A 15823-nucleotide genomic window follows, 5' to 3' on the forward strand; every position below is an offset into this window, starting at 1 on the left:
TTATATCCCCAGGAGCTGGCAGGACAGGGTGATTATCAAGGTCGCCACCACCATGGCGACAATGGCCGTAACCACCGCCGAGGTGGTGGCAGAGCCCACGGCGGAAGCGCTCTCCGCGCATTTAATGCCGCGCAGGCACCCCGAGACAGCAATGAGAATCCCAAAAACAAAACTATGGAACAGCCCGACGTTGAAATGAGTAAGGGTGATTGCGGATTTTGTCTGGTTGATATATTCCACAGCTGCCAGATTGAGCATTCCAACCCCCACCATCATCCCGCCCAGGACTCCCATAAGATCGGCATAGACACAGAGCAAGGGCATCATCAGCGTCAGGGCCAACACCCGCGGCAGCACGAGGAGAACTCAATAGGTGACAAGCCGAGAGTTTCGAGGGCATCCACCTCCTCGTTGACCTGCATGGTGCCGATTTGTGCGGCATAGGCCGCACCGGTCCGGCCCGCTATGATCACTCCGGCCATTACCGCGCCATGCGTTATCCCGGTACGCTGGTTCCGCGGGGAAGACAGCTCCATAAGTCGGCGGACTCCTGCCGGCAATCCGGACTGGTCCATGGAAACATTATGGCGACTGCAGGCAGCGGAAATCCTGGCGATGAATACCAGCAGCATGCTGTCCCAAGCATCAAGTCTGTTGGTGTCGAAGGTAACACGATTTACCTTCTGTTCCTTGAGCTGATCCAGGAGGCCCTGGGCTGATGGCTGCACATTTCCCAGCCTCCATTCTCCGGCCAGTGTCAATTGAAGAGTGTCATCCGACGCTGCATCGATTTCCAAGATACTTGTGGTCATGATTTGCCTTCGGTTTATCCTCGGGCATAATCTTGCTCAACCTGTTGCTGTTGCTTCGCCGTTGTTATCAAAATAAGAGCCGCACGCGCAATCAACAAGCTCAATGCCTAAAATAATCCTTAGAGATCTTGATCATATTTCTGCAATTCCATGTCATCTCCGTTGTCCCTTTGAAATACCGTATCTCCTGCTGCTGAGGCATGAAATTTCTACTACCTTCAGTCGCACGGGTAGTATTCCGTCGGCGATTGGCTTATAATGCCTATCAATATGACGATGAAGGTCGGAGGGTACATCATGGCTTGCAGGATAGGGGTAGTGTAAGAAGGATAATTAAAGAAATTATTTTCAATGAAAACAATATATAAAGCCAGTATTTGGCGATAATGGTACTGTCATGATTTCTCTGCACCAGGCACATACGTTAATCGGCAAGCTTCACCCGCTGCCGCCGGTTCGTCTTCCCCTTGACCAAGCTCTTGGCCTGGTTTGTGCTGAAAACGTTCATGCTGCCGCAAACTGCCCCAGCGTTGATTCCTCGCTCAAGGATGGTTTTGCCGTTGTTGCCGAGGACATCACCGATGCGTCGCCGGGCAACAGTGTGACACTCAAGGTTATCGGTGCCGTTTCGGCTGGGGATGATGTGGATATATTTCGCGTTACATCAGGAACAGCAGTTCGTATTATGACCGGCGCTCCTCTCCCCCGTGGGGCAACATCGGTGCTGGCCTCGGAATTTGCAGAGGTCAATGGCGATACGGTGACGATCAGTGCCGATGCCCGGCCCGGCAGGAATATCTTGCGCCAAAGCAGTGATATTATGCAGGACCAGAGATTACTTGCCAAAGACAGTATGCTCGGTCCTGCCCATCTTGGTCTGCTGGCTGCAGCGGGCCTGCGTGAGGTTTCCTGTTATACACGACCTAAGATTGCCGTAGCGGCAACGGGCAGCGAGCTGGTGTGGCCCGGTGAACCTGTCACCCCAGGGAAGGTGGCGGCGAGTAATATGGTAACGGCGGCCGCGGAACTGCGGGCGCTGGGGATAGTTGCCTCGACCATAATTCTGCGTGACAACTTTGATCATCTGCAGGAGCAGTTCGGGAACCTGGTGCGGCAGGTTGATTTGTTGATTACCTGTGGCGGCGTCCTTGACGGCGACAAGGACCTGACCATGCGGGCCATGGAGCAGATCGGCATGGAGAAGATTTTTCATCGAGTCCGCATAGGCCCCGGCAAGGGCGCCTGTATGGGACGGGTCGGCAAGACGATAATCTTTAACCTGCCGGGCGGCCCGCCATCGAACCATGTGGCGCTGCTCTTGCTCGCCCTGTCCGGAGTCCGTCGATTAATGGGATGGAGCGATTTCCTGCCGGAAAAAAGACGGGTGCTGGTGACGGAAGAACTTATCGGCCAGGAAAACTGGACGCAGTTGGTGTATGGCAGAGTAAGCTGCGAAGACGGTGTGGTTACCGCCGTACCCTTGCGCCGTATGGGAAGACTTGAGGCTATGGCCGCGGCGAATGGACTGATTGAGATCCCCGAGGGCACCACGGTGATACATGAGGCGAGCCAGGCCGAGGCGTGGTTGTTTTCTCGATAATTATATTTGTTACGCCCTTTATTTTGCCACAGATTATGTGTATATACTTAAAACAAGTGTGGTGATCGGCAACACATTGCCTTTTTTCAGGTTTGCAATATAACGGGCAAAGCAGTAAAAAATAATTGTTGGAGGAAGAAACATGCCGCAAGAAAATGACAGCAGAGGAAAGTGCACCAATCCCGATAACTGCAGGCAAGATCAGCAACCAGAAAATCAAAACAACAATGCCGGATGCGGTGGCGGTAGAGGGCTCGGGCGAGGTGGGGGAGTCGGCCGACGAGATGGCAGCGGCGGTGGCAAAGGCCGAGGTGGCGGTGGTAAGGGTGGTCGACGCAATCAAAGCTAAATAACCTGCAAAACCAAAACCTGAATCATACCGTGTAAGCCATGACTATTCCTGAAGTAACAATGAAAATATTGGTTGATAATGCCGCAGCCCCGGGTCTTTTGGCGGAACACGGCTTTTCCCTGTGGGTTGAAGCCGACAATAAAAAGATTCTCTTTGATACCGGCCAGGGTCCAGCGCTTCTGCATAATGCCCAGGCAATGCATGTTGAGCTCGACAAAACCGAGCTGTTGATCCTCAGCCACGGCCATTATGATCATACCGGCGGCCTGCCGGACGTTCTACGCCCGCCACACCATATCCATCTCTATTGCCATGCTGCCGCCTTCCTGCCGCGCTACAGCATCAGGGAAGGGATTGCCAAACCGGTGAAAATGGTGCCTCAGGCGATGATCAGCGTGAACAGCCTTCCCGAGGACAAGGTCCATTGGGTGACTAAACCGATACAGATTACCGATCGTATCGGCATAACCGGAGAAATCCCCCGGACCAACAACTTTGAGACAACCGGCGGGGCCTTCTATTTTGACCAGGACGGGAAAAGGGCTGATCCGATCAGGGACGACATGGCCTTCTGGATCATGACAGGACAGGGGCTCGTCGTCTGTATCGGCTGCTGCCATGCCGGCATCATCAACACGCTGCACTATATTACCGAGCTGACTGGGGAGAAAAGGATACACACCGTGATCGGTGGCCTGCATCTCCTCAATGCCCAGGAAGAGCAGTTGACAAAGGTCATTACCGAGCTGAAACAGTTTGATATCAACAAAATCATTGCCTGCCACTGTACGGGAGACCGCGCCTATGCGCATCTGATGGCGGAGTTTAACTGCGTCCAAGGACATTCGGGCATGGAGATCAGCATCTGACTCGCGGTCGATCCGATAGCCGGAGTATTCTCCGGCTGCCCTGTCAAGGCTGACACTTCAGAATGTCCCTTCCCCTCAAACGTGTCATGGAAAAAGAGGTACATGCGGCCGATTTCCCTCAACCAAAGTCACTTCCGGAAAAGATTGTAATTGACCATCAAAGCATCGTCGAATAAGGTTGCTGAGCCTTCAGGACAGCTCAATATAAAAAAAGAAAGGCTTGAACAGCTACCGACCAACCGCCTGGTTTTTCAGAATTCCTTCTGCCGGTTTGTCTTAAAGTGACAATCTCTATTTCCCTGGTCGAATGGCCCAACCATCAGTATCGCCAAAGCCGAAAACGAAACGGCGCCCCCCCTCGAACCGCGCGAAAGCCTCTCCGGCCAGTTCGAGGAAAAAGAACGGTGGTAAGAAAAAGAAAAAACAGCAGAGCACCCTGCTGCGAGATTTTTTGCTGTTCAGTCTGGAGTGTCTCGGTCTGACATTAATCGGCATGGCTGCCACCATTGCGCTTCTGGGCTATTGCGCCAACCGGTTTTCCGGCACCGACTTTCTCAATAGCCTCCTGCCGTTTGCCGGAGGAATACTTGGCCTGATAGTCGTTGGTTCGTTCCTGCTGCTCGTCTGGAAGAGACTGCGCAGGTGGCTGCAGAGCCGATCTCTGCTGCTTCCGCCGGCCATTGTTCTCGTCCTGACCATCCTGGTGAGCAGTGTTATTCCTCAGGGACTTTTCACTCGTGCCTACGGCTCTTACCGCACCCTGGTTGGCGGCAAGGAAGAAGCTGGTCGTGTCGTCCTCGCCCACCAGGTCTATGCCGCCTATCGTCGTTATGACACTGCGCAGGTAGGCAAAATGATCAGCCGGGCCGAACAGTACGCCAAGGCCATCGAAGAGGCGGCAGCGGCCTTTGATATTGACATCGACCTGCTCAAGGGCCTTGCCGCCGCCGAATCTTCCTATATGCCGCGAAAAAGTAAGGATGGCGGTCATGGTCTCTTCCAGATAACCAGGGTGCCGGCTGTGGTCATAAAGGATGTTAACAAACTTTTTCCGACAGGCAGCCGGGAAATGGCCGATCCTCGCTATAATGCCTTTCTCGGTGCGGCCACTCTGCGACATTATCTTGCCGAGATGAACAATGACCTGTTCCTCGGCCTTCTCGCCTATAATATCGGACCGGCCAACGGCGGCCTGCGCTTTATCATGCAGCAGTATGGGGTAACGGATTTTACCACCATCCAGCCCTACCTGCTGCGGCTTCCCCGTGATTACCCGATACGCGTCCTCTCCTATGCCCTGGCCTTTCGCATTGATCGTAAAGAAGGCCGGCTGCTGGCCTATGAAGAAGGAAGAAATGCCATGGCAATTCAGGCGCTTGGCATTCCCGGGCAATAGTACGCCCGGCAGCCGTGCCGGATTCGATCTGTTCCGCGACGAAAAATCCCTACTTCGGCAGCAATTCCCCCCGACCAAACAGCGGCACTGAGGTCCGCAGATCTTCCAGCAGTTCCGTTGCATCCTGGTAGCGCTGCTCCAGATTCTTTTGCAGGCAGCGCATGATGATGCGCTCAAGATTGGGATCGAGCTGGGGGTTGATCTTGCGCGGCGCCCTGCTTTCAACGGTGGTGTCGATATCCAGAGGGTACTTGTCGTTCTGCTGGAAATAGGGCACGGCATTGGTGGCAAAGATGTACAGTATGACGCCCAGGGCCCAGACGTCGCTGGCGATGCAGCTTCGTCCTTCGAACTGTTCCGGCGGCATAAAATTGACGGTGCCTTCGGAGCCCGTGCCTGGACTCTGCCACGAAAGGTCCCGGGCGATACCGAAATCAAGCAGCTTGAGCCGTCCGCTTTTGCTGATGATGATGTTTTCCGGTTTGATGTCCCGGTGCAGGATTTTATGTTTATGGGCATAGGAAATGACCGAGACGAGCTGCAGGAAGATGGCCTCACGGTCCAGGGGGGAAATACCCTGTTCCAGTAACTGGTGCAGTGTCGGACCTTCGACATATTCCTGAATCATAATAAACTTACCGCCGTCCTTGACGATTTCCAGCAACTGGACGATATTCGGGTGGTGCACCAGTCTCTTGAGGATGGCAGCCGAGCGCAGGACCCTGATGTTCATCTGCGCCGAGTGGGGGGTCTTTGCCACCGCCAGCCTGCCGCTGCCGATTTCTTTCACCAGCCAGACCACGCCGAAGCCGCCGGAGCCAAGGAGTTGCACCCGCTCCCACCGGTCGGAGATTTTTTCGGTGCGCACCCTCTTGATAAGAGATTTCGGGGCAAAGTAGCTCAAACCCTCCTGGAAATAACCGACCAGCCGGTTGAAGCCCACCTGCCGGTCAAGGACATCACGGTCGGCTTGCGCGTCGTCGCCGGGTACTCTCGGCGCTCTTGCCTGTGGCCGGGTTTCGGCCTGGCCCATCTCGAGCAGGATCAGGAAACTTATGGCGAATCTATCCTCATTGAAGGGGATTTCCATGAAATCGTCGGCACCGGCATCGAGGTATTTTTTGATCTCTTTCTCCTTTGCTTCCGGCACCAGAACGAGAAAGGGGACGAAAGGGCCGACAAAATCGCGGATCAGTCGAATGACCCGGTCCGGTCGAGGATGTTTGGCATCGACATGCATGATTATCAGGCAGATTTTTTTCTCGGGAAAGTGGTGGACGAAATGACGAATGGTGCGGATGGACAGCGGCACCAGGTCAATTGCAAATGACGACACCAGCCGTTTGACAAGGGTCTTTTCGGCAGCAGACAGACCGAACAACAGTATTGTTTCCAAGGGAGTCTTCACGCTTGTACCCTTTTCCGAGAGGGGGAGTTGTCTCCTGCAACCTATCAGAATAAATATGCTGCAGGCAAATGGTTTTTATCCGAGTGTATGGAAATATGTAGGAAATAAGCAGGAAATGTGCGATTTTGCAAAGACTACGATAGAAAAGGATGAAGGGAGGCAGGCTTGATTAAAGGCCCCGGAACCAATACAGTTTACTCACTGTTTCCTAGGAACCTGTCCGAGACATCTTTCAGGCTGGGACAAGTGGTATATAAATCTCGAAAAGGGGTGATGTGATGCGCGAGTCAGGATATTGGGCGGATAACTATCAGAGAAACAAACTGTCTGTTGAAGACGCCATTGCCAAGATTCATTCAGGACAGCGAATCTTTATCGGCTCGTCGTGCGGTGAACCGCAAAGGCTGGTAAAAGGGCTGGCCGATGCCAGCCTTACCTTCACGGATCTCGAGATCGTACGAATGTTCAGCGGGGAAAGTACCTCGCTGTCGAAGATTGCCGAAAAATCGAAATCCCAGAATCTGAATATTCGCTCCTTTTATCTGGGCTCGGCCAACTCGAACAGTTTCAAAGGCGATCTGCGTTTTATCACCCCCATCAATCTTTCCGATGTCCACAAGCTGATCAAATCGAAGATGCTGCCCATTCAGGTTGCCCTCATCCAGGTTTCTCCCCCGGATGATTTCGGCTGGATGAGCCTGGGTATCTCCGTTGATGTAACCGCATCGGCGGCGGCTGACGCGGATCTGGTTATCGCCCAGGTGAACAGCAAGATGCCGCGGGTGCTGGGCAGGAGCTCGATCCATGTCAATGATATCGATTATTTTGTCGAGCATGATGAAAACCTGATCGAGATCGGCCACTATCCGGATGTGAAATCCGCCGGAAAGATCGCCCGTTATGTCTCCCGGCTGGTGGATGATGGGTCAACGATGCAGATGTCGCTCGGGGGAACGTCCGAGGCCAATATCGAGGCGTTGCTGGGCAAAAACGATCTGGGCATTCATACCCAGTATGTGACGAACACGATCATGAAGCTTATGGCCATGGGCGTGGTGACCAACCGAAAAAAAGGCTTTAACAACGGCAAGATTATCTGCAGCAATGCCATCGGCAATCAGGATCTGTACGATCTGCTCGATCACAACACCGCCATCGAATTTCATCCTTCCAAGTATGTCAATGATCCTCGGAAAATAGCCAAAAACAGAAGAATGGTGGCAATGAATACCGCCCGGGAGATCGATCTGACCGGCCAGGTGGCCGCCGATGCACTGCCCTTTAACTACTTTTCCGGCGTCACCGGTATCCTCGATTTTTTCCGCGGGGCGGCGATGTCGAAAAAGGGCAAGTCGATCCTCATGCTCACCTCGACAAGAGATGACGGTAAAGAGAGCCGTATCGTGCCGATGCTGCAGAACAAGGCGGTGGTCGTGCCGCGTAGCGAGGTGCAGTACGTGGTGACGGAGTTCGGCTCGGTCAATCTCTTCGGCAAGAGTATCCAGGAAAGGGCCCTGTCCCTGATCACCATCGCCCACCCCGATTTCCGCGACCAGTTATTCGACGAGGCAAAGTCACTCGGCTTGCTCGGGCCGGAGCGAACCCTGCGCGAGGAAATGCGCTCAGTCTATCCTCTAGGGCTTGAGGAAACAAGAATCGTTGATCGCAAGAAGATCACTTTCAGACCGGTGAAGCTGACCGATGAGCGAGGCATCCAGGAGCATTACTACCGACTGGACAGTACTGATGTTATCTCCAGGTTTTTCCACGAGAAAAAGAGTTTTGTCAGTAAACAGATCGAGCGCACCTTTATCATCGATTACCACAAGGATATGACCATCGTCGCCGTCGAGGGACAGTCCGGTTATGAGCGGATCCTCGCCGTCGGCGAGTACTACCTCAACCCGGAAACCGAGATGGCCGAGATTGCCTTTTCCGTTGAAAAGGACTGGCAAGGAAAGGGCTTGTCGTCAATCCTTATTCAAAAACTGGCCGAGGCGGCCAAGAGAAACGGCATGAAGGGTCTTACTGCCTATACGGCAAAAGAGAACAAACGGATGGTCAAACTTTTCAATAGCCTCAATTATGAGGTAAAGGCGGTTTCCCAAGGCACGATGATCTACCTGGAGGCCAAGTTTGCCGAGGAGCCGGAGGCTGATCAGTGACATATATTCTCATCACAGGTCGCCATTTATGAGGTCGCGAAACTATAGAGGTAATCCCCCCGAAGCCGAAGGTCGCGGGTTCGAATCCCGCCTCGCCTGCCATGAACTGGGAGTGGGTCAATGTTTCTCTTTTGTAAAACCCCTCGGTGAAAGCTGTGCAGAGTAAGAAAGAATGATTACTATTCTTTTTATAGAAGAGGGCGGACACATACCGATCATCGCGGCGTACACGACACAGAAATACGTGTACCAGGCTAAAGGGCGGGTTTCGATGCGGAATCCGAAATAAAATGAAAAATTTCCGTGTATTATGCGGCATAATAAGAGGAGGCAGGCAATGACTTATACATGTCAGAACTGCGGCGTGACCGCGGATAAGTACAGTGACCTTTGCAACCCAACCAGCGAGAAACTCGACAGCAGATTCTGCGGTATCCCGACGGTGGAGATTTGCGACGGCAAACTCTCAACCATGCAATACTCCTGTGATACATGTGGCAGTGTATCTGCTGATGCTGAACATCTCTGTAATCCAACTAAAATCGAGTAAGGAACGGAATTAATAGACGGAATTAATAGAGTTTGTCAAAAAATAATTTCTATTTATAAATCCATCTCTTTATAAATCCATCTCTTACTGGTTCGAGTCGTGATTGCAGCTCAAGAGGATGTGGAAATGTGAATTCTCCGGGGGCGACGGATCATCCAAGAAACGGCGGTTACGACAATATCAACCGTGAAGAGCAATGTTTGCAACATTGAGAGCTGCCTCGCGCACCGCCTCCGACAAGGTCGGGTGAGCGTGGCAGGTACGGCGAAGATCCTCGCTGCTGGCGGCAAACTCCATGGCGGCTACCGCTTCGGCGAGCAGATCGCCCGCTTGCGGCCCGATAATATGCACCCCGAGGATCCGGTCGGTCTCCTTATGGGCAATTACCTTGACCATGCCGTCGGCATCGTCGATGGCCAGTGCCCGCCCGTTACCTTTGAAATAACAGAGCCCGGACTTGAACGGAACGTCCTCATCTTCCAGCGATTCTTCTGTCCTCCCGACCGATGCAATTTCCGGGTGAGTATAGACGATGCTGGGAATTGTCCGGTAATTGACCTGACCATAGCCGGAGACAAGGTGCTCGACGCAGGCGATCCCTTCTTCCGAGGCCTTATGCGCCAGCATGGCGCCACCGATCACATCGCCGATGGCGTATATCCCTTTGAGCGAGGTTTGCCAGTGGGAGTCAACCTCGATAAAGCCTCCTTTTCCAGTTACAATTCCCAGTTCTTCCAGGCCCAGGCCTTCGACGCAAGGCTTTCGACCAACGGCGAGGAGTACTTTATCCGCCATCAAAGGCTCATGATCACCAATGGCGATCCGGCAGCCGACATCGCTCTGCTCAACGCCCTCCACCTTTGCCCCGAAGTGAAATTTCATCCCCTGTTTTTTGAACAACCGTAAGCCCTGTTTGGCAATCGCCTGGTCAATGGTGGGAAGCAGTCGATCTAAAGATTCGACCACCGTCACCTCGGCACCCAGGCGAAGCCACACCGAGCCGAGTTCCAGGCCGATGGCGCCGGCACCAATCACCACCAGCTGTCGAGGCACCTCGGTCAGAGACAGCGCCTCGGTACTGGAAATGACTTTGACCCCATCGATTTTTACTCCCGGAATCTCCGCTGCTCTGCTGCCGGTAGCAATGAGAATTGCCTTGCCCTGCACGGTCTCGGTCTTTTTTCCGCTCACTTCGACGCGGTGGTTTTCGAGCAGCCTGGCCGATCCCGACAATCTGGTAATCTTGTTTTTCTTAAAAAGATGCTCCAGCCCTCCGGTGAGGGTGGCGACGACCTTATCCTTCCGCTGCATCATCGCCCCCAGATCAAAAGAGACATCCGGTAAAATAATGCCATGGGCCTGCATGGTGAATTTACACTGGTGATACTTCCAGGTCGACTCGAGCAGCGCCTTGCTGGGGATGCACCCCATATTCAGGCAGGTCCCGCCAAGGGTGTCGCCCTTTTCCACACAGGCGACCCGAAGGCCCAGCTGGGCCGCTCGAATGGCGGCGGCATAACCACCAGGGCCGGCACCGATTACCACCAGGTCATAGATAGCATGGTTGTCCGCTGCCATAATCAGATCTCCAGCAGAAGTTTACGCGGCTCTTCGATCCGCGCTTTGATGCTCTTTAGAAAGCTGACCGCCTCCCGGCCGTCGATTATTCGATGATCGTAGGACAGTGCCAGGTACATTATCGGCCTGATCCGTATTTCCCCGTCGATCGCCACCGGTCGGTCGGTTATCGCATGGAGTCCCAGAATGGCGCTTTGCGGAGGATTGACTATCGGCGTCGACAGCATCGACCCGTAAATTCCGCCATTGCTGATGGTGAAGGTGCCGCCCTGGAGCTCATCCATGGTCAGGCTGTTCTCTTTGGCCTTCTCCGCCAACTCGCCGATTTTTTTTTCGATCCCGGCAAAGCTCATCCGCTCGGCCCGGCGCAGTATCGGTACGACCAGTCCCTTACCCCCACCGATGGCAACACCGATATCACAATTGTCGTGATAGACAATATCCTTGCCGTCTATCCTGGCATTGACCAGAGGAAAATCGTTCAGGGCGGCGACCGCCGCTTTAACAAAAAACGACATGAACCCCAGTTTCACACCGTGTTTCGCCTCAAATTCCCGACCAAAAACAGTCCTGGTGCTTTTCACCTCGGTCATGTCCGCTTCATTGAAGGTGGTGAGCAGGGCCATATTCTGCTGGGCATCGACAAGCCTGGCGGCAATGGTTCGGCGAATCGGCGTCATGGCAACCCGGTGCTCCCGTTGTCCGGCCGCCTCTCCTTCCGGCTGACGGCCGGACGGTGGTTGTTTTTCGCCTTTTTTCCCGGCGGAGGCTCTGTCGTCCACCGCCCGCAGGGCATCCTCCTTGAGTATCCGTCCACCCGGGCCGGTTGGCTGTACCGTCTCCGGCGCGATATCGTGCTGGGCCAGCACCCTGGCGGCGGCAGGCATGACTTTCGGTGTTTCCTCTGCGGATGCCTCTTCTCCTTTTTCACCGGAGTCGGCCGGGGCATCTTCCCGCAACCGTTCCCTGGGCTCTCTTTGTTCCGCGTCGGAATCTCCCGTAACAGCATCATCTTTTTCGTCCGGCTTCGCTGTCGGCGCAGCCTCCTCGTCTCCGTCCCCGGCCGTTTCGATATGGCCGATGATCTCGCCGATGGCCGCCGATTCTCCCTGCTGCTTGAGGATCTTCACCAGGGATCCTCCCGCTGGAGCGGGAACCTCCACCGTCGCCTTCTCCGACTCCAGGGCAACGATCTCATCGTCGGCGCGCACCCGATCGCCGACCTCGACAAGCCATTCGCCGATTTCAACTTCGTTAATCGACTCCCCGAGCTCGGGCACCTTAATTTCAACAATCATCATGTCTCCCGGTTAAGAGTTCTTCAGGTTGAGAAAAAGTTACGCCGATTGATCAAAAACCGCTTTGAACAACCTTGCCTGTTCCAGCTTATGGCTGGATGCCGATCCTGTGGCCGGTGTTGCGGAGATCGGTCGTCCCACCTTGTCAAACGACCAGTAGCGACTGAGAAAATCGCCAAAACGGAGGCGGATAAAGGGATAGGCGCCCATATTGAGCGGCTCCTCCTGAACCCAGTGCAGAGGGATATTCCTCGGATATTTCGCCAGGGCCAACGCCAGGGTCTCTTCGGCCAGGGGATAGAGCTGTTCGATCCGCACGATGGCAACAGAAGTGAGTTTCCTCTCCTTTCGCTCTCTGACGAGATCATAATAGATTTTACCGGTGCACAGAAGAATCCGTTCGACATCGCCGGCCACCACCGTCTCATCGGCAATGATCTTTCTGAAAGAGCCTTCGGCGAGACTGATTAACGGCGACACCGCCTCGGCATGCCGCAGCAGGCTTTTGGGCGACATGACAATAAGCGGTTTTCGTATGCGGCGCAGCACCTGCCGTCGCAAGAGATGGAAGATCTGGGCCGGCTCGGTTGGGTTCACCACCTGATAATTATCCGTCGCGGCATTGGCAAGATAGCGTTCCAGCCGGGCACTGGCATGCTCCGGCCCGGTTCCTTCCAGGCCGTGGGGCAGGAGTAGTACCAGGCCGGACAGCAGGTTCCATTTGGTCTCGCCGGAGCTGATGAACTGGTCGATGTAAACCTGGGCCGCATTGGCAAAATCGCCGAACTGCGCTTCCCAGATGACCAGTGATTCCGGAAAGGCAGTCGAGTAGCCATACTCAAATCCCAGAACGGCTCCCTCGGTCAGCGGACTGTTGATTATGTCGATTCTCGCCTGTGGTGAATCTAATGGGGCAAGGCTTGCGGTAAGAGGCATGTAGATCGAGCCGTTTTCAATATCATGGAGAACGCTGTGCCGGTGGCTGAAGGTCCCCCGTTGACTGTCCTGCCCGCAAAGGCGTACCGGCACCTGTTCCGCGATCAGCGTGGCAAAGGCCAGGGCTTCGGCTGCGCCCCAGTCCAGCGGGGTCTTGTCCGCATACATCTCTCCCCGTGACTTGAGTAACTTACCAATCTTACGATGAACGTTAAAATCAGGAGGAATCCTGACCAATTTTTCTCCCAGTTTCCGCAGCGTTGCCAGAGATACTTTGGTCTCCACCTCCTCGACCAGCGCATCGACACCACCGACATAGGGCCCATGGGGAGGGGTGAACAGACTCGAGGGAGCCCAGCCATCCGACACCGAATCCCCAACCTTGCCGTATTCCTCCTCTAAATACTGTTCACGAGTGTTCCGGATGGCCTCCGCCTCCTCTTCCCGTAGTTCGCCAAGCGAGACCAGATGTTCCATATAACTCACCCGAACCGTCGGCCGTTTTTCTATCGCATTATACATAACCGGCTGGGTAAACCTGGGTTCGTCCCCCTCGTTATGTCCCCGCCGGCGATAACAGTACATATCGAGAACCACGTCACGTTGAAATTGCCGGCGAAAATCGAGCGCCAGCTCAAGACACTGCGCCACCGCATGGGGCACCTCGCCATTCACGTGAAAGATAGGGGGCTGGAGCATTTTCGCCACATCGCTTGCATAGGTAGTCGATCGTCCTTCGGCCGGCAGGGTAGTGAAACCGATCTGATTGTTGACCACCAGATGCAGGGTCCCGCCAACCGAAAAGCCGGGTAACCCGCTTAAATTGAGGGTTTCCTGGACGATGCCTTCCCCAGCCATCGAGGCGTCTCCATGGATGAGAATCAACAGGCCTTTGACGAGGTCTTGCTCCGCCCGCTTGACCTGACTTGCCTTCAGGGCTCCCTGGGCCACCGGCCCGACGAATTCGAGATGACTGGGATTAAAGGAGAGATCCAGAATGACCTTCTTGCCATCCCTGGTGCGGTAATCCCGATGATATCCCTTGTGGTATTTCACATCGCCGCGACCGACGTTGGTTTCGGCATCTGTATCCTGGAACTCTTCGAAAATGGTCCGAGGGTGTTTGTCCATGATATTGGCAAGCACATTGAGCCGGCCTCGATGAGCCATGCCGATAACGATATGACTCACCCCCTGGTCAACCGCCTTTTCGATCGCCTGATCGAGAAGAGGGATGAGAGTTTCGGCGCCCTCCAGCGAAAACGATTTGGCCCCGATGAATTTCTTCTGGATAAAGCTTTCAAAGACCACTGCATCGGTCAGCCGCTCCAGTATCCTGACCTGCTGTTTTTTAGAAAGTTTACTCCTGTTTCTGCTCGATTCCATCCGCTGCTGCAGCCATTCCCGTTCGTGCAGGGCATCGATATGCATGAATTGAACGCCGATAAATCCGGTATAGGTCTCCTGGAGTATCTGAAGGATTTCTCGTAGCGGCATCGCCTGTTGTCCGGAAATATGACCAAAATTGAACAGCAGGTCGAGATCCTCGTCGGACATGCCGTAATATTTGGGGTCAAGTTCCGGCAGAAAGGTGCGCGGGTTGCCGAGCGGATTGAATTTGGCCAGGAGATGTCCCCGGACCCGATAATTCCTGACCAGAAGACTGACATTGTACTGCAGAAACGACATGGCCTCGGCGCGGCCGCAGCCGGCGCAGATCTTGCCGCCCGGGCCAAAACCTTGATGGAGCTGTTCATGCCCCATGGCAATTCGTGAAGAAATATCAGCCGGGGGCTGCCCTTCAGCTTCAAGTTCCGCGAAATAGGCGCGCCATTGGGAAGACACCGATGCGGTGTCCTCCTGATAGCTCCGCCAGATGTCCTCCAGGTAGCGGACATTGTCAAAACTTGTCGATGTACCATTCATCTGCCCTGCTTCTCCCCGTTAAAGATGAAGGTCGAAACTTAAGCAAAAATCCTGGTTCCTTGAATTTGATTATATAGAATCACTGCACTTATGGGCCGTAGTCGAAATCACAATCTCGTTCGCAGGTCTTCATTTCGATGTCGCATGGTCTATCAATTTCTTGCTCAAGCTCACAAGCGTCGCGTTCAATTTCACATTGTATCAGGCATTCCCTGTGTTTTTGCAAAGTATCGTTGAATATCATTTGATACCTCTCCACGGATTGAATTTATCTTTAAAATATACACATTTTTACTATCTTATCACGGTTGTTTTGTTATTCTTGCCGCATTTCGGACACGTGACACTCACCTCAGCTTTTGACCACGGATAGACGTTTCTGCCACATCTTTGACATACACAGGCATTTACCGCGTCTTGAGGTTTTGACGGCAACAACTCATTCCCACACTCGGGGCATCTTAGCTCAGGCATACTTTTCACCTCCCCGCATTTCACTCTCTTATACCTCTTATTTGCGAACCGTTTGTAATTAACGCTCATTCGTCTGGGATTTTTCTGCTCTTTTCAAGTAAAGGATCAATAACAGCACGCTTGAACTACCCTTCGGTACAGCTCTATTATCTTTCCCTTCTGTGAAAAAATAAGGTTTGAAAAAGCGCTGTCAATGCGGACGCAAGGAGTCCCGAGAGCAAATGGCTCTTCGGTATTTTTTGAGAAAGAGTAAAAGAGACGGATTTGTTTCCACCATGAAGATGCTTTCGACGTGTCCTGTCCTCCTTGAATTGCCCCGAGCGGATGTCCCCGTGGATGGTCGTAACGTTCTTCACTGTAGATCCTGAAAGTCGACAAAGTCGAGGTGGGTAGGGGGGGGAGGGCGGAACTGCAGGTATTGACGCATAGCGGCAGGAAGTGTTCGACGATCTTGATGAG

The 15823-nt window shown here is 53.7% G+C and carries 12 protein-coding genes; 6 read left to right on the forward strand and 6 right to left on the reverse strand.

The features are described from left to right. Nucleotides 1–357 (reverse strand): MlaE family ABC transporter permease, encoded by a 357-nt coding sequence (locus tag ACYQ8U_RS01765; RefSeq protein ID WP_459943792.1) that lies wholly within the window; start codon nt 355–357, stop codon nt 1–3. Continuing rightward, complete coding sequence (locus tag ACYQ8U_RS01770) at nt 333–812, reverse strand: ABC transporter permease (protein ID WP_459943793.1); 480 nt, start codon at nt 810–812, stop codon at nt 333–335. Before ACYQ8U_RS01770 ends, ACYQ8U_RS01765 begins: the two co-directional genes overlap by 25 nt. Before the next feature lie 397 nt (nt 813–1209). Here ACYQ8U_RS01770 and ACYQ8U_RS01775 point away from each other — a divergent pair, with 397 nt between their 5' ends. The 4 genes from ACYQ8U_RS01775 to ACYQ8U_RS01790 all read left to right on the forward strand — a co-directional run bounded on the left by ACYQ8U_RS01775 (nt 1210) and on the right by ACYQ8U_RS01790 (nt 5029). Then, nucleotides 1210–2412 carry a molybdopterin molybdotransferase MoeA gene (locus ACYQ8U_RS01775; RefSeq protein ID WP_459943794.1) on the forward strand — a complete coding sequence of 401 codons (1203 nt, stop codon included), beginning with the start codon at nt 1210–1212 and terminating at the stop codon, nt 2410–2412. A 155-nt stretch (nt 2413–2567) separates the two neighbouring features. Continuing rightward, complete coding sequence (locus ACYQ8U_RS01780; RefSeq protein WP_459943795.1) at nt 2568–2765, forward strand: hypothetical protein; 198 nt, start codon at nt 2568–2570, stop codon at nt 2763–2765. A gap of 58 nt (nt 2766–2823) precedes the next feature. Then, a complete protein-coding gene (locus tag ACYQ8U_RS01785) occupies nt 2824–3633 on the forward strand; it encodes an MBL fold metallo-hydrolase (protein ID WP_459943796.1) in 810 nt (269 codons plus the stop codon). A 307-nt stretch (nt 3634–3940) separates the two neighbouring features. Beyond that, nucleotides 3941–5029 carry a transglycosylase SLT domain-containing protein gene (locus tag ACYQ8U_RS01790; RefSeq protein ID WP_459943797.1) on the forward strand — a complete coding sequence of 363 codons (1089 nt, stop codon included), beginning with the start codon at nt 3941–3943 and terminating at the stop codon, nt 5027–5029. A 49-nt stretch (nt 5030–5078) separates the two neighbouring features. Here the strand turns inward: ACYQ8U_RS01790 and ACYQ8U_RS01795 are convergent, their stop codons facing one another. Continuing rightward, a complete protein-coding gene (locus ACYQ8U_RS01795; RefSeq protein WP_459943798.1) occupies nt 5079–6437 on the reverse strand; it encodes a serine/threonine protein kinase in 1359 nt (452 codons plus the stop codon). 278 nt (nt 6438–6715) lie between these two features. Between ACYQ8U_RS01795 and ACYQ8U_RS01800 the strand changes: the two genes are divergently transcribed. Both ACYQ8U_RS01800 and ACYQ8U_RS01805 read left to right on the forward strand, forming a co-directional pair. Beyond that, nucleotides 6716–8602: a GNAT family N-acetyltransferase gene (locus tag ACYQ8U_RS01800; protein WP_459943799.1), complete on the forward strand. Its 1887-nt coding sequence runs from the start codon at nt 6716–6718 to the stop codon at nt 8600–8602. Between the two features lie 337 nt (nt 8603–8939). Then, nucleotides 8940–9152 carry a hypothetical protein gene (locus ACYQ8U_RS01805; protein WP_459943800.1) on the forward strand — a complete coding sequence of 71 codons (213 nt, stop codon included), beginning with the start codon at nt 8940–8942 and terminating at the stop codon, nt 9150–9152. Between the two features lie 180 nt (nt 9153–9332). Here ACYQ8U_RS01805 and lpdA read toward each other — a convergent pair whose 3' ends face one another. From lpdA to ACYQ8U_RS01820, 3 genes are read right to left on the reverse strand one after another with little or no spacing between them, the layout of a single operon-like run. Beyond that, nucleotides 9333–10730 (reverse strand): dihydrolipoyl dehydrogenase, encoded by a 1398-nt coding sequence (gene lpdA, locus ACYQ8U_RS01810; RefSeq protein WP_459943801.1) that lies wholly within the window; start codon nt 10728–10730, stop codon nt 9333–9335. Between the two features lie 2 nt (nt 10731–10732). Then, the gene (gene odhB / locus ACYQ8U_RS01815) at nt 10733–12031 is read right to left on the reverse strand and encodes a 2-oxoglutarate dehydrogenase complex dihydrolipoyllysine-residue succinyltransferase (protein ID WP_459943802.1); all 1299 of its coding nucleotides are present in this window, start codon (nt 12029–12031) and stop codon (nt 10733–10735) included. 36 nt (nt 12032–12067) lie between these two features. Beyond that, nucleotides 12068–14890 carry a 2-oxoglutarate dehydrogenase E1 component gene (locus ACYQ8U_RS01820; RefSeq protein ID WP_459943803.1) on the reverse strand — a complete coding sequence of 941 codons (2823 nt, stop codon included), beginning with the start codon at nt 14888–14890 and terminating at the stop codon, nt 12068–12070. Between the last annotated feature and the right edge of the window lie 933 nt (nt 14891–15823).

Source organism: Desulfocastanea catecholica (genome assembly GCF_054657295.1).

Bases quoted from the DNA above. Each gene is read 5' to 3' on its own strand.
- ACYQ8U_RS01770 (WP_459943793.1), bottom strand. From the start codon at position 812: ATGACCACAAGTATCTTGGAAATCGATGCAGCGTCGGATGACACTCTT.
- ACYQ8U_RS01775 (WP_459943794.1), top strand. From the start codon at position 1,210: ATGATTTCTCTGCACCAGGCACATACGTTAATCGGCAAGCTTCACCCG.
- ACYQ8U_RS01780 (WP_459943795.1), top strand. From the start codon at position 2,568: ATGACAGCAGAGGAAAGTGCACCAATCCCGATAACTGCAGGCAAGATC.
- ACYQ8U_RS01785 (WP_459943796.1), top strand. From the start codon at position 2,824: ATGAAAATATTGGTTGATAATGCCGCAGCCCCGGGTCTTTTGGCGGAA.
- ACYQ8U_RS01790 (WP_459943797.1), top strand. From the start codon at position 3,941: ATGGCCCAACCATCAGTATCGCCAAAGCCGAAAACGAAACGGCGCCCC.
- ACYQ8U_RS01800 (WP_459943799.1), top strand. From the start codon at position 6,716: ATGCGCGAGTCAGGATATTGGGCGGATAACTATCAGAGAAACAAACTG.
- ACYQ8U_RS01805 (WP_459943800.1), top strand. From the start codon at position 8,940: ATGACTTATACATGTCAGAACTGCGGCGTGACCGCGGATAAGTACAGT.
- lpdA (WP_459943801.1), bottom strand. From the start codon at position 10,730: ATGGCAGCGGACAACCATGCTATCTATGACCTGGTGGTAATCGGTGCC.
- odhB (WP_459943802.1), bottom strand. From the start codon at position 12,031: ATGATGATTGTTGAAATTAAGGTGCCCGAGCTCGGGGAGTCGATTAAC.
- ACYQ8U_RS01820 (WP_459943803.1), bottom strand. From the start codon at position 14,890: ATGAATGGTACATCGACAAGTTTTGACAATGTCCGCTACCTGGAGGAC.